At 38.2% G+C, this 19,686-nt stretch carries 17 protein-coding genes and 1 tRNA gene; 8 read left to right on the top strand and 10 right to left on the bottom strand.

The annotated features are described in order from the left end of the window. Nucleotides 1-7: 7 nt before the first annotated feature. The 3 genes from rpoB to rpsT all read right to left on the bottom strand — a co-directional run bounded on the left by rpoB (nucleotide 8) and on the right by rpsT (nucleotide 4,681). The gene (gene rpoB, locus AC6EIZ_RS06240) at nucleotides 8-3,295 is read right to left on the bottom strand and encodes a DNA-directed RNA polymerase subunit beta (protein WP_498509726.1); all 3,288 of its coding nucleotides are present in this window, start codon (nucleotides 3,293-3,295) and stop codon (nucleotides 8-10) included. A gap of 249 nt (nucleotides 3,296-3,544) precedes the next feature. After that, nucleotides 3,545-4,336 carry a TatD family hydrolase gene (locus AC6EIZ_RS06245; RefSeq protein ID WP_498509728.1) on the bottom strand — a complete coding sequence of 264 codons (792 nt, stop codon included), beginning with the start codon at nucleotides 4,334-4,336 and terminating at the stop codon, nucleotides 3,545-3,547. A gap of 48 nt (nucleotides 4,337-4,384) precedes the next feature. Beyond that, a complete protein-coding gene (rpsT, locus tag AC6EIZ_RS06250; RefSeq protein ID WP_498513209.1) occupies nucleotides 4,385-4,681 on the bottom strand; it encodes a 30S ribosomal protein S20 in 297 nt (98 codons plus the stop codon). A 117-nt stretch (nucleotides 4,682-4,798) separates the two neighbouring features. Here rpsT and hisD point away from each other — a divergent pair, with 117 nt between their 5' ends. Then, nucleotides 4,799-6,148 carry a histidinol dehydrogenase gene (hisD, locus tag AC6EIZ_RS06255; RefSeq protein ID WP_498509730.1) on the top strand — a complete coding sequence of 450 codons (1,350 nt, stop codon included), beginning with the start codon at nucleotides 4,799-4,801 and terminating at the stop codon, nucleotides 6,146-6,148. Here the strand turns inward: hisD and rpiA are convergent. Beyond that, entirely contained in the window at nucleotides 6,135-6,845 is a 711-nt protein-coding gene (rpiA, locus tag AC6EIZ_RS06260; protein ID WP_498509732.1) for a ribose-5-phosphate isomerase RpiA, read from the bottom strand. The genes hisD and rpiA overlap by 14 nt on opposite strands. 35 nt (nucleotides 6,846-6,880) lie before the next feature. Then, entirely contained in the window at nucleotides 6,881-8,026 is a 1,146-nt protein-coding gene (locus AC6EIZ_RS06265) for a trypsin-like peptidase domain-containing protein (RefSeq protein ID WP_498509734.1), read from the bottom strand. Nucleotides 8,027-8,124: 98 nt separating this feature from the next. On the opposite strand from AC6EIZ_RS06265, the gene AC6EIZ_RS06270 reads away from it, so the two are divergent. Genes AC6EIZ_RS06270 through infB form a run of 4 tightly spaced genes read left to right on the top strand, consistent with a single transcriptional unit; the run spans nucleotide 8,125 to nucleotide 14,063 of the window. Continuing rightward, nucleotides 8,125-8,676 carry an LSm family protein gene (locus tag AC6EIZ_RS06270; RefSeq protein ID WP_498509736.1) on the top strand — a complete coding sequence of 184 codons (552 nt, stop codon included), beginning with the start codon at nucleotides 8,125-8,127 and terminating at the stop codon, nucleotides 8,674-8,676. A 54-nt stretch (nucleotides 8,677-8,730) separates the two neighbouring features. Continuing rightward, entirely contained in the window at nucleotides 8,731-10,170 is a 1,440-nt protein-coding gene (gene nusA / locus AC6EIZ_RS06275) for a transcription termination factor NusA (protein ID WP_498509738.1), read from the top strand. After that, on the top strand, nucleotides 10,167-10,442 hold the full coding sequence (locus tag AC6EIZ_RS06280; RefSeq protein ID WP_498509739.1) for a YlxR family protein: 276 nt from the start codon (nucleotides 10,167-10,169) through the stop codon (nucleotides 10,440-10,442). Before nusA ends, AC6EIZ_RS06280 begins: the two co-directional genes overlap by 4 nt. 60 nt (nucleotides 10,443-10,502) lie before the next feature. Further along, nucleotides 10,503-14,063 carry a translation initiation factor IF-2 gene (gene infB / locus AC6EIZ_RS06285; RefSeq protein WP_498509741.1) on the top strand — a complete coding sequence of 1,187 codons (3,561 nt, stop codon included), beginning with the start codon at nucleotides 10,503-10,505 and terminating at the stop codon, nucleotides 14,061-14,063. Nucleotides 14,064-14,076: 13 nt separating this feature from the next. Here infB and AC6EIZ_RS06290 read toward each other — a convergent pair whose 3' ends face one another. Further along, complete coding sequence (locus tag AC6EIZ_RS06290) at nucleotides 14,077-14,343, bottom strand: DUF3493 domain-containing protein (RefSeq protein ID WP_498509743.1); 267 nt, start codon at nucleotides 14,341-14,343, stop codon at nucleotides 14,077-14,079. A 33-nt stretch (nucleotides 14,344-14,376) separates the two neighbouring features. Here AC6EIZ_RS06290 and AC6EIZ_RS06295 point away from each other — a divergent pair. Beyond that, a tRNA-Thr gene (locus AC6EIZ_RS06295) sits at nucleotides 14,377-14,448 on the top strand. A gap of 148 nt (nucleotides 14,449-14,596) precedes the next feature. Here the strand turns inward: AC6EIZ_RS06295 and folE are convergent. Both folE and AC6EIZ_RS06305 read right to left on the bottom strand, forming a co-directional pair. Next, nucleotides 14,597-15,331 carry a GTP cyclohydrolase I gene (gene folE, locus AC6EIZ_RS06300; RefSeq protein WP_498509745.1) on the bottom strand — a complete coding sequence of 245 codons (735 nt, stop codon included), beginning with the start codon at nucleotides 15,329-15,331 and terminating at the stop codon, nucleotides 14,597-14,599. A gap of 812 nt (nucleotides 15,332-16,143) precedes the next feature. Continuing rightward, nucleotides 16,144-17,031, bottom strand: a complete 888-nt coding sequence (locus tag AC6EIZ_RS06305) for a porin (RefSeq protein ID WP_498509746.1) — start codon at nucleotides 17,029-17,031, stop codon at nucleotides 16,144-16,146. Between the two features lie 294 nt (nucleotides 17,032-17,325). Here AC6EIZ_RS06305 and AC6EIZ_RS06310 point away from each other — a divergent pair, with 294 nt between their 5' ends. Continuing rightward, complete coding sequence (locus AC6EIZ_RS06310; RefSeq protein ID WP_498509748.1) at nucleotides 17,326-17,583, top strand: DUF3721 domain-containing protein; 258 nt, start codon at nucleotides 17,326-17,328, stop codon at nucleotides 17,581-17,583. A 15-nt stretch (nucleotides 17,584-17,598) separates the two neighbouring features. After that, nucleotides 17,599-18,042 carry a DUF3721 domain-containing protein gene (locus tag AC6EIZ_RS06315; protein WP_498509750.1) on the top strand — a complete coding sequence of 148 codons (444 nt, stop codon included), beginning with the start codon at nucleotides 17,599-17,601 and terminating at the stop codon, nucleotides 18,040-18,042. A gap of 132 nt (nucleotides 18,043-18,174) precedes the next feature. On the opposite strand, the gene AC6EIZ_RS06320 is transcribed toward AC6EIZ_RS06315, so the two are convergent. Both AC6EIZ_RS06320 and AC6EIZ_RS06325 read right to left on the bottom strand, forming a co-directional pair. Further along, complete coding sequence (locus tag AC6EIZ_RS06320) at nucleotides 18,175-18,792, bottom strand: hypothetical protein (RefSeq protein ID WP_498509752.1); 618 nt, start codon at nucleotides 18,790-18,792, stop codon at nucleotides 18,175-18,177. Nucleotides 18,793-18,884: 92 nt separating this feature from the next. Further along, nucleotides 18,885-19,670, bottom strand: a complete 786-nt coding sequence (locus tag AC6EIZ_RS06325; protein WP_498509754.1) for a metal ABC transporter permease — start codon at nucleotides 19,668-19,670, stop codon at nucleotides 18,885-18,887. Nucleotides 19,671-19,686: the final 16 nt, after the last annotated feature.

The following is a 19,686-nucleotide window of genomic DNA, read 5'->3' on the forward strand; positions in this document are numbered from 1 at the left end:
GCGTCGATTACTCCTCGTATTCTTTACCCAAGGATTCATAGGTAGGTCTACTGGGTGTACTCCTGCGTGGATTAACATCTTGCATTAAATCAACTTCTTTTCCATCATCTGTATAAACTCCAATGTCTAATCCCAATGACTGAAGTTCTCTCATCAAAACCTTGAAGGATTCAGGAGTCCCAGGTCTTGGGATTGGTTTTCCTTTAACAATGGAATTAAGAGCTTCATTACGCCCTTGCATATCATCAGACTTAACAGTCAAAAGCTCTTGTAACGTGTATGCAGCGCCATAAGCCTCGAGTGCCCATACTTCCATTTCTCCCAATCTCTGCCCTCCTTGCTGCGCCTTGCCACCAAGAGGTTGCTGGGTAACCAAGGAATATGGACCTGTAGAACGAGCATGAATTTTATCGTCTACTAGATGTACAAGTTTTAGGAAATGGGCATAACCAACAGCAACTGGTTGATCAAAAGGCTCACCAGTTCGACCATCCGTAAGTAGTAACTTTCCAGGGTCCTCAGGGTTATATATCCATGATTTACCTGGCTGATTTGCCGCTTCTTTCAGATAAGCCTGAACTGTCTGATTAGACATCTCTGATCCATACATCTCATCAAAAGGGACAATTTTAACTCTACAATCCAAGTTTGAAGCAGCCCAACCCATCAGCAGTTCAAATACTTGTCCTACATTCATTCGACTAGGAACGCCTAGAGGGTTAAGGCAAATATCTACAGGTGTGCCATCTGGGAGGTAAGGCATATCCTCTCTAGGCAATATCCTACTGATAATCCCTTTATTACCATGTCTCCCTGCCATTTTATCGCCAACTTGTATCTTTCTGCGTTGAGCCACATAGACTCTGACAACCATATTTGCTCCAGGTGGTAGCTCATCCCCTTGTTCTCTTGTATAGATTCTTACATCAACAACCCTTCCTCTCTCTGTAGAGGGAACTCGAAGAGAATTATCTCTTACATCTCTAGCTTTTTCTCCGAAAATGGCTCTTAAAAGTTTTTCCTCAGGCGGTTGATCTGATTCTCCTTTAGGAGTTACTTTCCCAACAAGAATGTCTCCACTTTCAACGAAAGCTCCTATGCGAATAATTCCCATTTCATCCAAATTTCCAAGACTTTCTTCAGAGACATTTGGGATTTCTCTTGTTATTTCTTCAGGGCCTAACTTAGTTTGACGAGCTTCTATTTCATATTTTTCAATATGGACAGAAGTGTATAGGTCATCTTTAACCAATCGTTCACTAACTAAAATTGCATCTTCGTAGTTGTATCCTTCCCATGGCATATATGCAATTAATACATTTTGACCAAGTGCTATTTCCCCACCTTCACATGCTGAACCATCGGCTAAAACTTGCCCAACGATAACAGGATCACCATTGAAAACTATAGGCCTATGGTTTAAACAAGTATCTTGATTAGATCTCTGATATTTTTGTAAGTAGTGGGTATGGTCATTGCCTTCCTCATCAGTCACGACAATTGCATTCGCATCTACATAAGTTACGGTTCCATTTACTTTTGAAATGGGAACCATGCCAGAGTCTCTAGCAACTTGAGTCTCCAAACCAGTTCCAACCAGGGGTCTTTCTGGCCGCAAAAGAGGTACTGCTTGTCTTTGCATGTTTGACCCCATCAAAGCTCTATTAGCATCATCGTGTTCCAAAAATGGAATTAACGATGCTGCTACAGAAATAACTTGAACAGGTGATAGTTGGACATAATCAACTTGTTCAGGAGAAACCGTTTCAAAGTCTTGCCTATACCTAACAGGAACAAGTTCTGCCAATATTTTTCCTTCTTTGTCTGTAGCTACATCTCCAGGAGCGACCCTGCATTCATCTTCTAAATCAGCAGACAAATAAATAGGATCGCCTTCTTTAATTAATCGTCCATTTTCTACCTTCCAAAATGGTGTCTCAATAAAACCATATTCATTGACTCTTGCGTGAGTTGCTAATGAATTAATTAGACCTGCATTGGGTCCTTCGGGAGTTTCGATAGGACAAAGTCTGCCATAATGAGAAGGATGAATATCTCTCACTGCGAAACCAGCTCTTTCTCGAGTTAGCCCCCCTGGACCCAAAGCAGAGATTCGTCTTTTATGAGTTAATTCTGCTAATGGATTGGTTTGATCCATAAATTGACTTAATTGACTTGAACCAAAAAATTCTTTTATGGCTGCAACCAAAGGTTTTGGGTTAACTAATTGCGCTGGAGTAAGTGAATCAGTTTCTCCAACAGTCATCCTTTCTTTAATTATCCTTTCAAGTCTATTTAAACCAACTCGAACTTGATTTTGTAAAAGCTCCCCAACAGACCTAACCCTCCTATTCCCTAGATGATCAATATCATCCAAAGTTGCTCCACCAACATCTAATTCTAAATTAATTAGATAATCTAGAGTAGAAAGAACATCTTCATTGGTAAGTGTTCTTATATTGTCGGGAATAGTTAGGCGTAATTTCTTATTAATTTTATATCTACCAACTCTTCCAAGGTCATATCTTTTGGGGTCAAAAAATCTTGTTTGAAGTAGCTGCTGACCACCACTTACTGAGGGGGGTTCACCAGGTCTTAACTTTTTGTAAAGCTCTAACAATGCTTGATCTTCTGAACTTATCCCTTCTTCATTTGCTGCATCAATTGACTTTTTATAAAACTCTGGATGTCGTAATTTATCAATAACATCATTATCTGATAAACCCATAGCCCGCATTAGGACATGAGCGTTAATTTTTCTGGTTTTATCTACTCGAACATGCAATAAATCATTTTTATCTGTCTCAAACTTTAACCATGCTCCACGGTTAGGAATAACGCTAGCATTGTAGGTTCTTCTACCATTTTTATCTTGCTCATCCTTGAAATAAACCCCAGGGCTTCGAACAATTTGATTTACTATGACTCTCTCTGCGCCATTAATTATAAAAGTTCCACGTTCAGTCATTAAGGGGAGTTCACCTATAAAAACCTCTTGTTCTTTGATCTCTCCAGTTTCTTTGTTAACTAAACGACAAGTAACATACATTTGAGAAGCAAAAGTTGCATCTCTTCTTTTTGCTTCTTCTACATCGTGTCTAGGACGCTTTAGCTTATATTCTGCCCCAATAAAATGTAGTTCCAGCTTCCCGGTATAGTCAGTAATAGGAGAAAAATTGTCTAATTCTTCTATCAAGCCTTTATCCAAAAACCACTTAAAACTTGATCTTTGCACCTCAACCAAATCAGGCAGATATGTAGCTGCTTTGGCTACCTGAATCGCGCTTCTGCTCATTCGAGAACCTGCGTTTATATTTAGAGGACAGGGGAATGTCTTGTCCTTTAGGTCAAAAATGATCTTTAATAAGAAAAAACAAAAAGAATCTCCGAAAAGACTGAGATCTGAAAATGAATTTACTTAATTAACGAACGAACTGACTCAAAAGGTAGAACCTTAAAGGGTTAAGCGCAGATTCCACGCTATGCAAGACAATGAATAACTCTACACTCAAATCAGATAATTAACTAGAGGAAATGATGATATTTAAGGCAACGCAAACAATTCCCTTGCATTTTTAGTTGTTTTTTCGGCAATTTCAGAAAAACTTTCACCTCTTAGCTCTGAAATTTTCTCTACTACATGCTTTACAAAAGAAGGTTCGTTCCTTTCCCCTCTATGAGGCACAGGTGATAAAAAAGGACTATCTGTCTCAACTAAAAACCTATTGGGAGGAACTTCTTGCGCGCATTCATGGATATAAGTAGCGTTTTTGAAAGTTACATTTCCACTAAAGCTTATATAAAAGCCAAGATTCAGGAACTCTTTCATCTCTTTTAGATTTCCACTCCAGCAATGCATTACACCTTTTGGACAACGACCGTCTCTAGAAAGTTTATAGAAAACTTCTAACATTTCTTTAGCGGCATCTCTGCAATGAACAATGACTGGCAAATTCAATTCAAAAGCCAAGTTTAATTGGGGAATTAAGATTGATAGCTGCTCGCTCAAGTTCTTTTCTTTAAAAAGATCAAGCCCTAACTCTCCTATTGCAACAACTCTACTATCATCAAGAGCTGCATTTTTCAAAATATTTAAAGTTTCAGGTCCCCAGTGACTAACATCCAATGGATGAACTCCAACTGAATATCTCATTTCGTTAAATTGGTCAGCCATTGACCTAATAGCGGGGATTTCAGACGGCTCTACACAAGCATGTAATAAAGCTTTAACCCCCTGTGACCTCCACCTTTTTGCAACTTGTTCTCTATCTTCATTAAAATTAGAGAAAACAATATGGCAGTGACTATCAATTATTGAACTTTTAGAATCGCTCAAAATTAAAAATAAAATGTTGTTCCAATTTTAGATCTTAGATTATTTTTCTCAAATAACTTCCTTCAAAACTTTCTTAAGAGCCACACTAAGTCTAGATTTCTGATTCGCCCCTGTGTTTCTATGTAAAACTCCTTTTTTAACGGCTTTATCAATTTTGCTAAAGGCTAAATTAAATTCTTTTTGAAGATCTGCTTTAGATTCTTCAGCAGGTTCCTTTTCAAATGATTCACATGCAACAAAGCATCGCTTCATCAAAGTGCGAACTGTAGATTTGTAGTTTTTGTTTTCGATGCGGTTGCGTTCCGCAACTTGAATTCGCTTTTTAGCAGAGTTGGTATTTGCCACGGAGGCTTGGTGTTTTAGTCTTTTGTTTATCCACACTACCTCAAGACCATGAAGAAGATCTACATAAATCAAAATTAAGGCATAAGATAATCAAATTGAACCAATAGCCAAAAGTTCATGACGCAAATAATTAACAAAGATGAGGTTCAAAAAACCTCTTCTGAAAAATCAACTATAAAAATAGTTAACAACATTGCCCAAGCTCAGCTCGAGCTTAAAAAAATAGCGGAAAGAACGTCTGGGACCGTTCAAGATAAAGCGGAAACGGTGGTTAAAGATATTCTTAAAAACGTTCGCGAAAGGGGAGATAAGGCTCTTAAGGAATACACTTACCAATTTGATGGATTCCTAACGGAAAATTTTCAAGTTCCAGAAGAATTAATACATAAAGCTTGGTCAGATACTCCTAAGGTTCTGCAAGATTCACTCTTATTGGCAAAAAAAAGAATTGAAAATTTTCATAGACTTCAAGTCCCAAAAAATATCACTCATACCGGATCACATGGTGAGTCACTAGGAAGAAGATGGAGCCCAGTTGAAAAAGCGGGAATATATATCCCTGGTGGAAGAGCCGCTTACCCAAGCACTGTCTTAATGAATGCTATTCCAGCATATGTTGCAGGTGTAAATGAGACAATTATGGTGTCTCCTGCTAATTCTCAAGGAGAGATAAACCAAACCGTTTTAGCTGCAGCACATATAACAGATATCAAAAAAGTTTTTCGTGTTGGAGGAGCTCAAGCCATTGGTGCGCTTGCTAATGGAACTGATTCAATTCCAAAAGTAGACGTGATTACTGGGCCTGGAAATATATATGTCACATTGGCAAAGAAAAGTGTTTATGGAAAAGTAGGAATTGATTCATTAGCTGGGCCAAGTGAGATTCTAATAATCGCTGATCAGTCTGCAAAATTAGAACATGTGGCAGCAGATATGTTAGCTCAATCCGAACATGATCCTCTAGCTTCAGCAATATTAATTACTACTGAAAAAAAATTAGCAGAAAAATTGCCAGCTGAAATTGAACGTCAATTAATAAATCATCCAAGATTTAACATATGCCAAAAATCAATAATGGATTGGGGTTTAATAGTTATTTGTGATGATTTAGAAACTTGTGCAAAATTAAGTGATACGTTTGCGCCGGAACATCTTGAGTTGCTTGTAAACAAGCCAAAAGAATTATCAAAAATTATCCATAATGCCGGGGCAATATTTATGGGTTCATGGAGTCCAGAAGCTATTGGGGATTATCTTGGTGGGCCAAATCATACTCTTCCTACGTCAGGTACCGCAAGATTTGCAGGTGCTCTTGGGGTAGAAACTTTTATGAAAAACACTTCGCTTATAGATTTTTCAAAAGAAGCCTTTAATGAGACTAAAAATGCTGTGGTGCAATTAGCTAACAGTGAGGGGCTGCATAGTCATGCAGAATCTATACGAGTAAGAGATTCTAAATCTTGTTAAGTGATTCAACACTCACTAAGCCATTTTCTTCCTTCCCAACTAAAACCTCATCAGTCAAATTTATAAAAAGTCCATTTTCAAGAACACCTGGAATATTGTTAATTTGACTCTCTAAAAGTTCGGGTTGATCTATACCATTCTTCAAAGATAAATCGAGTATTAAGTTTCCCTGATCAGTAACTATAGGTCCTGCCTTTTTAATAGCCATTCTTAGATCTGCTTTTCCTCCTAATGTTTCTAATGTTTTTTGTACTTGTTTCCAGGCAGTTGGAAGGACCTCTACTGGTAATTTGAAATCAAGATTCAATTTTGAAACGATTTTAGTTGAGTCAACAACAACTATAAATTTTTTAGCCAAAGCAGCCACAAGTTTTTCCTGCACATGACAAGCTCCTCCACCTTTAATCAGTTGAAATTTGGGATCAACTTCATCTGCACCATCAATTGCAAGGTCAATTTCAGAAACTGAAGAAAGAGATTTGAGTGGAATTCCTAATTCACCAGCAAGGACTTCACCTTGAAAAGATGTAGATACTCCAACAACATCCTTAATTTCACCTGATCTTAGTTTTAGAGCAAGAGCTTCAATCATCAATGCTGCGGTCGATCCTGAGCCAAGACCAAGAATCATGCCGTTTTGAATTTGATCTACAGCAGCTTGAGCAACTGCTTGTTTCATTTGAGTTTGGGAATCCATTGTTACGTGCGTTTCAAGTGACAGTAGCAAGATTTTCAGCTTAAACCTGGTAAAGCTGCTGGCTTAATAGAAAGATTGATCTCTATGTTATTTCGAAGAACTCCCAATTCAAATGGCTCGCCTATTTGAGCATTCTCAACTTGAATAAGTAAAGACTTGGGATCCTTAATCACATTACCCTCTGCATTAATCACAAGATCACCACGTCTCAAACCACCTTCCTCAGCTGGACTTTGGGGCACAACTGATTGAACGAGTGCACCGGATCGTTCAGGTAAAACAATCAATGAATTTGGATCTTGATTATGCTCTTTAGCTATTCTTTCATTCAATAAAACCAACTGAGCGCCTAAATAAGGATGAATAACCTCACCATTAGTTAACAGCTGATTAGTAACTTTTGAAGCAAGATTTATTGGGATTGCAAATCCTAGCCCAGCACCTGGTCCTGATCTGACCAAAGTATTTATTCCTATAACTTCTCCATTTGAATTTATCAATGGTCCTCCAGAATTGCCAGGGTTAATTGCTGCGTCAGTTTGAATTAAATCCAATCTCTTATCAGAAAAGCCAAGGCTATTAATGTCTCTATGAAGACTACTGACTATACCAAGTGTGACAGTACTTTCTAGGCCATAAGGAGTTCCAAGAGCTATTGCCCAATCACCAACTTGAACGTCTTCAGAATCACCCAATTCTGCACTCTCTAAGCCAGGAAATTCTTTAATTTTGACCAGAGCTAAATCAGTAACTTCATCAGTTCCTACAACTCTTCCATCAACTTGATTCCCATTTTGAAGAGTAATTATTACACGATCGACTCTTTCAACTACATGAGCATTCGTGAGCACTAATCCCGAACTGTCAATTATCACTCCAGAACCTTGTCCCCTTTCTTTTTTTGGGAAGGTCCCTAAATCACCTAAAAGATCTCTCAATAAAGGGTCTAACAAATCAGACTCATATTCATCTGATTGAATATCCCTTTCCATGTCTATTCTCACTACCGATGGCGAGACCCTACGCGCTACATTGGCAACAAAGCTATGAGATTCACTTCCTTGAAAATCCTCTAAAGCAAATGAAGCTAAAGGTCTCAGTAGAAAGCAAAAGAGAAATACTGCTAACAAAAATATTTTTCTAGTTCTAATCATGGTTTCTAACTTTTTACGACCCAGCATGGTGATTTCAATCCCTTAAAAAACAATAAAGTAATTAAATAAAAAAAAGAATAACTTGATTTTAGAGGTAACCGAAACCTTTATCTAGTAATATTTAATTGCCTGACGGTACCTCTTTAAATAGGGGCGGGTCAAATCTTAAAACCGCTCGGGCTACTGCCCGACGTCGACTCTGCCTTTTGTCTAATCAAACCGTTACGGAATTGAAAATTCTTACAGCAAGGTCAGCAACTAATTTTGGCTTTAATGTAACTGGGTTTAAGATGATCAGTCACTTAAATCCGCTATCAATTCAAGTTAATATTCGACACAAAAATCCTGACAAAAAAATTACTATTGATGACTGCTCTATTTTAAGCGCAGATATTGATGAAGCTATTCAGAAATCTTCTATCCTCGATAAACCTTTCACTCTTGAAATTAGTAGCGAAGGAATTAGTGAAATCTTAACTAGCGAAAAAGATTTTCAAATTTTTAAAGGCTTTCCAATAGAAGTTACTTATCAGGATTTAAAAAAAATTGAACAACAAACTAATGGTTTGCTTCTAAAAAGGACAGATAATGAACTACATGTAAATCAAAAGGGGAAGACTCTCAGAATCCCAGTCGAGGACGTTATTCAAGTCCGACTCACAACACCTTCAGGTTAAATCTAGATATCAACTATCTAATTCAATCATTCTCATCTCTATATCCCATCATCGATGGCTCTTGTTTTACTCCCAGGTTTAAATAACTTAATTGAAGACATTAGTGAGGAAAAAAAGCTTCCTTCACAAGTTGTCGAAGCTGCTTTAAGAGAAGCACTTCTAAAAGGTTATGAAAGATATCGAAGAACTCTTTATTTAGGTATCAGCGAAGATCCTTTTGAAGAAGATTATTTTAGTAACTTTGATGTTGGTTTGGATTTAGAAGAAGAGGGCTATAGAGTTTTGGCAAGTAAGATAATTGTGGAAGATGTTGAGAGTGATGATCATCAAATAGCAATAGCTGAAGTTATGCAAGTTGCCGATGATGCTCAAGTTGGAGATACCGTTGTCCTAGATGTAACGCCTGAAAAAGAAGATTTTGGACGAATGGCTGCGGCTACAACCAAGCAAGTTTTAGCCCAAAAACTTAGAGATCAACAAAGAAGAATGATTCAAGAGGAATTTGCTGATTTAGAAGATCCAGTCCTCACTGCAAGAGTTATCAGATTTGAAAGGCAATCAGTAATTATGGCAGTAAGTTCAGGCTTAGGGAGACCAGAAGTAGAAGCAGAGCTTCCTAGAAGAGATCAATTGCCAAATGATAATTATCGAGCAAATGCCACATTCAAAGTATTTCTAAAAGAAGTTAGTGAAATCCCTAGAAGAGGACCTCAACTTTTTGTAAGCAGATCAAATGCAGGACTGGTTGTTTATTTGTTTGAAAATGAAGTTCCTGAAATACAAGAAGGATCAGTACGTATTGTTGCTGTTGCTCGTGAAGCGAATCCACCTTCAAGAGCAGTAGGTCCAAGAACAAAAGTAGCTGTTGACAGTATTGAAAGAGAAGTAGACCCGGTTGGTGCATGTATTGGTGCCAGAGGATCACGAATTCAACAAGTAGTAAATGAACTTCGCGGAGAAAAAATAGATGTAATCCGTTGGTCTTCTGACCCTGTTCAATACATATGTAACTCATTAAGTCCTGCAAGAGTTGAAGTGGTAAGACTTGTGGATCCGGAAGGCCAGCATGCCCATGTACTAGTCCCTCCAGATCAACTTAGCCTTGCAATTGGAAGAGAAGGACAAAATGTAAGGCTTGCGGCAAGGCTTACAGGATGGAAAATAGATATCAAAAATTCACAGGAATATGATCAAGCAACTGAAGATTCTGAGGTCGCAGAATTAATTTCCAAAAGAGAAGAAGAAGAGTCATTACAAAGAGAAGCTGAGCAAAGATTAGAGGCAGAACAGGCAGCTAGAGCAGAAGAAGACGCAAGATTAAGAGAGCTCTATCCTTTGCCAGAAGACGAAGAAGACTTTCAAGGCGACCAATTATCAGAGTTGGAAACTGATGAAACAGAAACTGAATCTAGTGAAAGTGATATTGAAGAAATTAAAGAAGAATCTCTTACTGTTGAAGATAAAATAATTACACAAGAGGAAGGAACCCGGTGAGTCAAAGTCCCATTCTGCGTAGATGTGTAGCTTGCAAAAAAGTTCTTGATCGCAAGTATTTTTTAAAAGTTACTAGGGATTTTCAGAATGGAGTAGTTCTCTCGGGCGGGATGGGAAGATCAGCCTATCTATGTCCAACTGAATCATGCTTTGAAGAAGCTTTGAAGCGTAAACGATTACAAAAAGCCTTGAGATGTGATATTCACTCAAGCGTTTTCAATATGCTCCAAAAAGAACTTAATACCTGCATTGATTCAGATACTGAGGCATGATGTTCTTTAAGAGAACTCTACTAACTCAAAAACCAAATCTAAAGTTCAAGAACAACATTAATGACCAGCAGCGGCAAAATCAGAATTTATGAATTGTCCAAGGACTTAAGCCTTGACAATAAAGATGTGCTAGATGCAGCTCGAAAACTTGCTATTGCTGCAAAAAGCCATAGCAGTTCAATAAGCACTCTTGAAGCAAATCAAATCAAAGATTTTCTAAAAAACAGCAATAGTCTAAAAACCACAAGCAAACCTAGTAAGAAATTAGATAAAGAAATTCTTTCCGTAAAAAAAAGTCCTACCAAAACACAAAAGAACGCCAAACCCGAAATTCATCAAAATCCTCCTGTTCCCTCTAAGCCTTCAGAAGGAAAGTTAAATGTCCCTTTAAAACCAAGTCAAACTTTAGTTAAAGCTAAGGAATCAACTCCCACAAATAACCAAAAAATTCAAAAAGCCAAACTTTCTCAACAACAACAAATAACCGCACCCTCTAAACCAAACAAACCATTACCTCCAAAGCCAAGAAAAGAATTAAAACCATCTATTTCTAAGCCAGAGCCACAAATAGAAAGAGAAATACCTCTTACCAAGCAAGAAAAAGATAACAATGTCAACAATCAAACCCTAATTTCAGAATCTGCTAAAAAGCCAACCAATCAAGAAAAACCTAATTATCGTCAGGAGCCGAAAAGGCCACTAGCACCTCCAAGTAGACCAAAAATAAATATACAGGATAAAAAACAAATAGAAGTCAATAGGCTCAATCCAAGAACAGGAAATAATCAAGGTGGAATTCCTTCTGAAAAATTTAGTCCAGGTAATTTCCAAAAAATCAAAAATCAAAACAAACAGAACGCACCTTCAAGGGCACCCAAGCCTCCAACCAAAGGAAATACTCTTGAACTTGTAGGAGCACCAATACGAAGAGAAAAGCCAGTAAATAAATCCCAGACTAACGAGGCAAGAAAAAAACCATTAATGCCATCCAGACCTGGAGCTCCAAAACCTCCAGCATCTGTAAATCGTCAAGGATTATCAAATAGACCTGGTTCTAATAAGAGAGCAGGGGGAGGAGGGCCAACTCGCCCTGGGTCGCCAAATAGGCAAGTTCCTAATCGAGGTGGAGCAGCCAATCGACCTATTCAGGGACAAAATTTTCCTGGGTCTAGTAACCGAGTAAGTGGACCAGTTCGCTCTGGATCTGCCAATCGAGGCGGAGGGCAAAATAGACCTGGCGTACCTACCAGGACAGTTGGTGGTCCAAACCGCTCTAATAATCGTCCAGGGGTTCCATCTGGCATGAGAAAACCAGTTGCTCCAAGTGAATTGATGCAACTTCAAAAGCCTCAAGCCAGACCAAATGCTCCTCAAAGAAAAGCTGACTCTCCAACAAGTAGTCCTAGACCTAAACGAGAAAACGCAACGGGAGCAAAGGCACCAGTTAACAGACCTACCCCAGCAGCCCCAAGAAAGCCAGCTCATAGGCCAGGAGGTACTGCCACAGCACCAAGGAGGGCAGGGAGGCCTGACTGGGATGACAGTGCAAAGCTGGATGCTTTAAGAAATAAATCGCCTCAAAAACAGCGTCAAAAAGTCCACATCATTGGAGAAAATGATGATGCTTTAACTGCAGAAACAAGCGGATTTGCAGGCGAGCAACAAGCAGTAGTTCTCTCAGCGAGCTTAGCTCGACCATCGAAGCCTAAATCCGGGAAGAGAAACAATGGGAAGCCTTTAACTGCTCTGAAAAAACGTAAGAAAGAAACAACTCGTCAGAGGCAACGACGACGGGCGATGGAATTAAGGGCAGCAAGAGAAGCAAAACTTGTAAGACCTGAAATGATTGTTGTTCCAGAGGACAATCTAACTGTTCAAGAACTTGCTGATATGTTGAGCGTTGAAAGCTCTGAAATTATTAAATCACTATTTTTTAAAGGAATTATTGCCACTGTCACTCAATCGCTAGATCTAGCAACAATCGAAACAGTTGCGGAGGAATTTGGGGTACCTGTTCTTCAAGATGATGTTGAAGAGGCTGCAAAGAAGACCGTTGAAATGATTGAAGAGGGAGATTTAAAACACCTGATCAAAAGGCCTCCCGTTGTCACAGTCATGGGACATGTAGACCATGGAAAAACATCCTTATTAGACGCCATTAGAAAAGCGAGGGTAGCGGCAGGAGAAGCTGGAGGTATAACTCAACATATTGGTGCTTATCAAATTGAAACTGAACATGATGGATCTACTAGAAAACTAACTTTTCTTGACACTCCTGGCCATGAAGCCTTCACAGCAATGAGAGCCAGAGGCACTAGGGTGACAGATGTTGCGATTTTGGTTGTAGCCGCTGATGACGGTGTAAGGCCTCAAACCCTTGAAGCTATAAGCCATGCAAGAGCTGCAAAGGTTCCAATTGTTGTAGCGATTAATAAAATTGATAAAGAAGGATCATCTCCCGACCGAGTAAAACAAGAATTATCAGAGCAAGACTTATTGTCAGAGGAATGGGGAGGAGACGTAGTCATGGTTCCCGTTAGTGCAATTAAAGGCAAAAACATAGATAAACTTTTAGAAATGGTTTTGTTGGTCTCTGAAGTAGAGGATTTACAAGCCAACCCAGATAGATTGGCAAAAGGTACAGTTATAGAAGCTCACTTAGACAAAGCGAAAGGTCCTGTTGCAACATTATTAGTTCAAAACGGTACCCTCAAGTCAGGAGATGTAGTAGCAGCTGGTCCCGTGCTTGGCAAAATAAGAGCGATGGTAGATGAAAATGGATCAAGAATTAAAGAAGCAGGCCCATCTTGTCCTGTTGAAGCTCTTGGATTCAGTGAAGTACCAACAGCCGGTGATGAGTTCGAGGTGTACCCAGATGAAAAGGCCGCCAGATCAGTGGTTGGAGAACGTGCCACAGATGCTCGAGCAGCGCGACTTGCTCAGCAAATGGCTTCAAGACGTGTATCACTTTCTTCCATGTCTGGCCAAGCAAGTGAAGGCGAACTAAAAGAATTAAACATAATTCTAAAAGCAGATGTCCAAGGAAGTTTAGAAGCAATACTTGGTTCTCTAGAACAGCTTCCCAAAGACGAAGTCCAAGTAAGAGTATTGCTATCAGCTCCAGGTGAAATTACTGAGACTGATGTTGACTTAGCAGCCGCATCTGGAGCCGTCATAGTTGGATTTAACACTTCAATGGCGCCGGGTGCCAAACGCGCAGCTGATGCGAATGGTGTTGACGTAAGAGACTATGAGGTTATCTATAAACTTTTAGAAGATATTCAATTAGCTATGGAGGGGCTACTAGAGCCCGAAATGATTGAAGAAGCCTTAGGGGTTGCTGAGGTTAGAGCAATATTCTCAATTGGCAAAAGTGCCGTTGCTGGTTGCTATGTAACAAATGGAAAAATACAACGTAATTGCAGAGCAAGAGTTAAACGAGGAAAGCAAATCGTTTTTGAAGGCGATATCGATTCACTGAAAAGAAATAAAGATGATGTCAAAGATGTATCAACAGGTTTCGAATGTGGAATAGGTTGTGATCGTTTTGCAAATTGGGAAGAAGGAGATCAAATAGAAGCCTTCAAGCTTGTTACTCAAAGAAGAAAATTAACTAATTAGCTTCACTTACTAATCAATTTTTTTCTTCCTTACTCCTGTCTTTAAACAATAAAAAGCCAAGAATTACTAATGCTGAGGCTTGAATTGCAAGATCATTGATAGATACAGTATCTCCCGCAATAATATTAGTAACCATAATCAATAAGCCTAGAGCCGCCGACCCAAAGAGTGCTATCCAAACAGCTCTTCTCAAGCCCCGATAAGGATTTTTAGTCTCCTTCAAAAGTCTAGCCCTTAAATTAGGGTCCAAATCGGAACCAGGCTTATTAGAGTTATTCAAAAAAAAATCTAAAGATGATAACTTTATTCTAATGCCGGTGTAGCTCAGGGGTAGAGCAACTGATTCGTAACCAGTAGGTCGGTGGTTCGATTCCACTCATCGGCATAAGCAAAATTATTCAATAGCTTAATTTTTCAAATGTTTTTTACACCTGAAAAATTAAAATCTTTCAGATGTAAATTTCCAAGTATAAAAACTACATTAGCCAGCCCTTCGGATTCTATGAAAAAATGACAGTAATTATTATTACTAACTAATTACAAGCCAAGCCATTAGGTTGCTGTTTAACAAGCTCAAAGAATTCTTGCTTCAAGCTAGGATCATGCCTAAAATCTCCCCTTACTATTGAGTTAATCATACTTGTATTAGGTTCTTTAACTCCTCGCCAACACATACAAAAATGTTTAGCTTTAACAAGAATTGCTAAGCCTTTAGGCTCACATAAGCGTTCAATTTCATCAGCAAGAATCATCACCGCTTCTTCTTGTATATGTGGTCTCGAAAATACCCAATCAGCCACACGGGCAAATTTTGATATTCCAATAACTTTGTCTCCAGGTTTAATTCCAATCCAGCAGTCACCGATAATTGGGACGAGATGATGTGAACAAGCAGAGCGAACACTTATTGGTCCTAAAGTATATATTTCATCTAAATTCCTAGCATTAGGAAAATCCGTAACATTAGGTTGTTTGTGATATCTACCTTTAAAAACTTCGTTTAAGTACATTCTTGCGACTCTTTTCGCAGTATCTTGAGAATTGTGATCATTATCTATATCAATTAATAACGACTTAAGTAATTCTTTTACACGCATCTCAACTTCTTCTTGAAGAGTATCAAATTCTCCAGGTAAAATGTAATCTGAAATATTATCATTCGCATGAAATCTTGCACCATCTTCTCTCAGCCGATGACGAATAATTTCTGATGTTAGTTGGAAAGATATCTTTTCTTTAACACTTTTATCAGTCGCATTTAAAGTCATAATATTTGTATGAAAAAATAGAAAGCAGTCTTTACTTAAATCAATAACCAAGAGACCCTAACACAATGGGTGCTCATAAGTTGAGTATAAAGGATGGAAACCACTGTAAAAAGGAGCAAGTTAATCTCTCATACTCATTGGCAATATTAACTTCTTACAAAATCAGAATCATAGACAAGTACTAACTATAAATCGTTCCTTCCATCCAAGTAAAAGCTGTGATGTTTCTTGCTCATGCAAAAGACAGTCTAGATGTGGCTTAAGAACGTGGACTAATAGGTTAAAGCTAGTCCAAAGTTTAATGAAATCGAGAAGCTTCAAAGAAATCCATTGCAGCAGTTGAATTTAATAGTGAGAGATTTCAGACAAGATCCAAGCCTAAAACATGAATTCTTTTAACTCATCAGACAACAGTAAACAGCTTTTTCTAGATAACTAACTAATAAAAATTAAAAAATTATATTTTGGAATCAATGAAAATGAGTCACTTAATATTCCCTAATAACACTAAACCTCTGAAATTAATATCAGAACTTGAAAGAAGTTCTTACCAAAGCTCCATTAAAATCTTCTTTGCCATCTTTTTCAATAACAAATATAGTTGGAGTAACTGTGACGCTATCGTTCACAGTGAAATCATAAAAAGCTTCCCAAGCCAAAGGATCATCATAACCACTGTAATCTCTATGAGTTTCGGCTGTCCCAACACCAAATCCAAACTTATTTACCTCAATAAACGCATCATTCTATAGGAAGCCAACAGACCATGTCTTGCAATCCTCCACCTTATTCATTGCAGTATCAGGATTATCCTAGTTTTCAGGATTCTTCCAACCAATACCAACACTCAAGCTGTAGTCGTCTCCGAATTGATAGCTACCACTAATTCCATAAGAAGAGTAATCATTCACATCAGGAGAATTATCAGTATTCCCGTTATCCGCTTGGGTATGGGCCGCTGCAAGAGTAAATTTCTCATCAACCCATACCAACTGAGTTGTTATGTGATCTTTGCCTTCATCAGCTAAGAAGCCAATCGAAGAATTTACTGCGTCTTCTGAAACGAAGAGTGCAGAAGCAACTAATTTGTCATAGGACCAAGTAATACCAGCACCCGCTCCCATTTTTTGGGAATAAGTATCATTGGCTCCTGCCTGGTTTAGTACAAATAAAACTCCATCGCCTGGGTAAGCACTTGGCCACACACCAAGTAAATAATCTTGACGAAGCTTGGGGCCAAAAGTTACTTGAATATCGTCTCCAACAGGGAATTGGTAATAAGCCTTGTGAAGGTCTAACGCATCACTACTACTAAAAGCAGTATCTAATCTTGCCTCACCCATCATTCCGAAGGGCTCCATCATCCCAAAATTAGCTATGCGAAAAGCCGTTTTAAGAATGTCTTGACCGGTGAAACAGGTCAGAAACATGAGCTTTGTATCGTAATGAAAAACTGTTCCATCCTTGTCCTTAGAAGTAGACATTCCACCCATTCCAGAATCGCTTACGCCATCTACTCCACACAAAACAAAAGTCGTTTTACCCATAAGCATTGTCGAAGGGTATAAATCCCCCATCTTCATGCGACTATCATGGTGATCGTGATGACTTTTATGATCACCACCTCCTGCTTCAACAGCCATTGGAGCCATCAAGCCTAAAGCAACAGGAAACAAGAGTAATCGCGAAAAGAGCCTCATCGAGATCAAATCACTAGCTAAGCTAGTTAAACTATGTTTTCAGGGCGAAATTAGCTCTTGGAGTAAAAAAAGCACAAAATATGTGCTTTTAGATACAATTAATTGTTCTTTCAATCTTCGCTAGAGGGACGTTGAAAAGCCATTTTTTATCAAAAACAAGTTCTGCAATAAGTAATTAAAGAAGCCTTGGATTGTTTGATCAAAATGTTTATTCTAGAATTTGAGCAATCATTAATGACAAATCTCTTCAGTTAATTAAGCTAAAAACTAGGAATACTAGATAAAACTAGAAACATGAACAAACTACAGCTCATGTTCTCCACAATTATTTTTTCTGTCTGTTTTTCACTTATAGGGTGTTCAGATAATTCTCAGACGAAAGTCAGTCCCTCTCTTTTTGACACAAAAAGAGAGGCCGAAAAAGCAGCAAAAAATTTTAATTGCTCTGGAGCTCATAGAATGGGAGACAAATGGATGCCTTGTAAAAGTCATGCTGCCAATGCAGAGGCAGACAATAACAAGTCACATGATGGACATCACCATCATCACTAAATTTTGGAACAATAAATGACAGCTTTAAATAGTAGCGACCAAAAAGATACCGAAGGGCCTTCACATTGTGGAAGCAAGCCAAAAAAAATTGCATTTGGAATAGCGCCACTTGGATTCATTTCCATTGGGATTGTTCCCATGGGGATTGTTAGCATTGGAATTGTTCCCATGGGTGTCGTTTCTATTGGCGCTGTAGCCATGGGCGTATTGAATGCCTCCATAGTCGGAATGGGAATATTTTCTGCGGGAATAACGACCATGGGACTAAAGGTATGGAGTCCAGAAAATAATGCCATTCAAGAGTCAAGCAATCGTTCTAATTCTCCGTCTTCAAAAAATATATATTCATATCCAACTAAAGCTCAGGCAGAGATCGAAGCCAAAAAGCTCGGATGCGTTGGTGTACATAAGATGGGAAAATTGTGGATGCCTTGTGCAATCCATATCAACCCAAATTAATCTTGAAGTTATTAAAATTTAAAGTTGTTGTATAAGTGTCTTGTAAATATATCTAGAAACAAATCAAATACATCTCCCCTATTTTCAACAATTTAGTATTTAATTAACTTTCGAAAAGTGATCTTAATTGATCTAAGAATATATGTCTTCGACTAGTATTGAACCCTTTTCGCAAATTTGTTGCTGCGAAGGGAACCCTTTATCAGAGCAACAACATTCTCCTCTATCTGAATTGTTTATCCAATTAATTATCCCTGTTCGAATTGGTTGAGGACATACTTGTCCTTCTTTAAGGTGATTAATTTCTTCGCTTGTTAAAGGATCAGCATGTTCAATAAAAAGAGACTCTTTAAGCCTAAAAGAACATGTCTCATTCCATTGTTCAAAGCAATTTATATGGTTTATAAAATCGTTCCATGCTTCTTTAGTTGATCTATATCCCTTCCTCTTTAACTCTTTTCTGAAAACAGCTTTGATGAATTCATTAAAATTCTGTAATTCATGAGATGTAAAAGGTGATTTTCTTTGGCTTTTATAATTAGGCAAGTCAAGTTTCTTTTCTATTGATTGAAGCCTTTGTTCAATCATTTGAAATCGAGAATCTATCGATTCAACAGGAAGGTTCTTTACTTGATTAACAAAACAATCAGAAACATAACTAACCAATGACTTGCCCGATACCCTGGCACTCTCTTTAATCTTTTCTAAAAGTTTTGGGTCAATACTTACATTGAGTTGCGTTCTCTTCATGATTCGATCAATAAAAGGACGAGTTAGCAATCATATATTTCCGATTTTATTCAAACTACAATCAAACCGTTATTATTTTGAGATTTCTTGATCTAATTATTCTTGGGAAGCAAGATCAATGAAATCACACAAAGAACACTAATAAGTGGACCTGGAGGCAAATTCATAAACATAGCCAGAGAAAAACCAATGGTCGATAAAACTAATCCACACATGGAAGATCGAACCATCGCAATCTTTAAAGATCTTGCTTTCTGTAACCCCAACAAAGTTGGAGTTGAGAGTAACGCAATCACAAGGATGACCCCGACTGCTGACATTGAGCTCACAATGACAAGTGCAGTGGTAAATCCCAGAGCTAAATTTAAAAAAGACACATTAACACCACTTGAAGCAGCTCCCTCTGGGTCTAAACCAATATGAACAAGCTTGTCGTAACCAAAAATCAGTAGGCAAATAAATGCCGAGAACGCAATCAAAGTTCTTAATAAATCGCTCAAATTTGCAGTTAATAAATCTCCAAATAAAACAGCTTCTAAATCAATCCTGATTCCAAGTAGAGGTATAAGCAAAACACCAAGTCCCATCGAACCAGCAAGAATTGTATTCATTACAGCTTCATAATTTTGATTTTTTTTATTTGTCAAACTTTCTGCTGCAATAGCTCCCACTAATCCGCTTAAGACTCCTCCAATAGATGGGTCAATTCCAAGCGCCATAGCTAAGGCAAGTCCTGGCAAAACGCAGTGAGAAATTAAATTAACTTGAAGAAGCCTTTTATGAGTGATCAATACAGTTCCCATAGCCGGGCAGAGCACTCCTGAGAAACAAGTTATAAGAAAAGGAATTATCCACCAATTGGTATTGATAAAAGACATTAAGCTAATGATTCAG

The sequence above is a fragment of the Prochlorococcus sp. G4PB16 genome, from assembly GCF_059772465.1.

Bases quoted from the DNA above. Each gene is read 5' to 3' on its own strand.
- rpoB (WP_498509726.1), bottom strand. From the start codon at position 3,295: ATGAGCAGAAGCGCGATTCAGGTAGCCAAAGCAGCTACATATCTGCCT.
- hisD (WP_498509730.1), top strand. From the start codon at position 4,799: ATGACGCAAATAATTAACAAAGATGAGGTTCAAAAAACCTCTTCTGAA.
- rpiA (WP_498509732.1), bottom strand. From the start codon at position 6,845: ATGGATTCCCAAACTCAAATGAAACAAGCAGTTGCTCAAGCTGCTGTA.
- AC6EIZ_RS06265 (WP_498509734.1), bottom strand. From the start codon at position 8,026: ATGCTGGGTCGTAAAAAGTTAGAAACCATGATTAGAACTAGAAAAATA.
- nusA (WP_498509738.1), top strand. From the start codon at position 8,731: ATGGCTCTTGTTTTACTCCCAGGTTTAAATAACTTAATTGAAGACATT.
- infB (WP_498509741.1), top strand. From the start codon at position 10,503: ATGACCAGCAGCGGCAAAATCAGAATTTATGAATTGTCCAAGGACTTA.
- folE (WP_498509745.1), bottom strand. From the start codon at position 15,331: ATGACTTTAAATGCGACTGATAAAAGTGTTAAAGAAAAGATATCTTTC.
- AC6EIZ_RS06305 (WP_498509746.1), bottom strand. From the start codon at position 17,031: ATGAGGCTCTTTTCGCGATTACTCTTGTTTCCTGTTGCTTTAGGCTTG.
- AC6EIZ_RS06310 (WP_498509748.1), top strand. From the start codon at position 17,326: ATGAACAAACTACAGCTCATGTTCTCCACAATTATTTTTTCTGTCTGT.
- AC6EIZ_RS06315 (WP_498509750.1), top strand. From the start codon at position 17,599: ATGACAGCTTTAAATAGTAGCGACCAAAAAGATACCGAAGGGCCTTCA.
- AC6EIZ_RS06320 (WP_498509752.1), bottom strand. From the start codon at position 18,792: ATGAAGAGAACGCAACTCAATGTAAGTATTGACCCAAAACTTTTAGAA.
- AC6EIZ_RS06325 (WP_498509754.1), bottom strand. From the start codon at position 19,670: ATGTCTTTTATCAATACCAATTGGTGGATAATTCCTTTTCTTATAACT.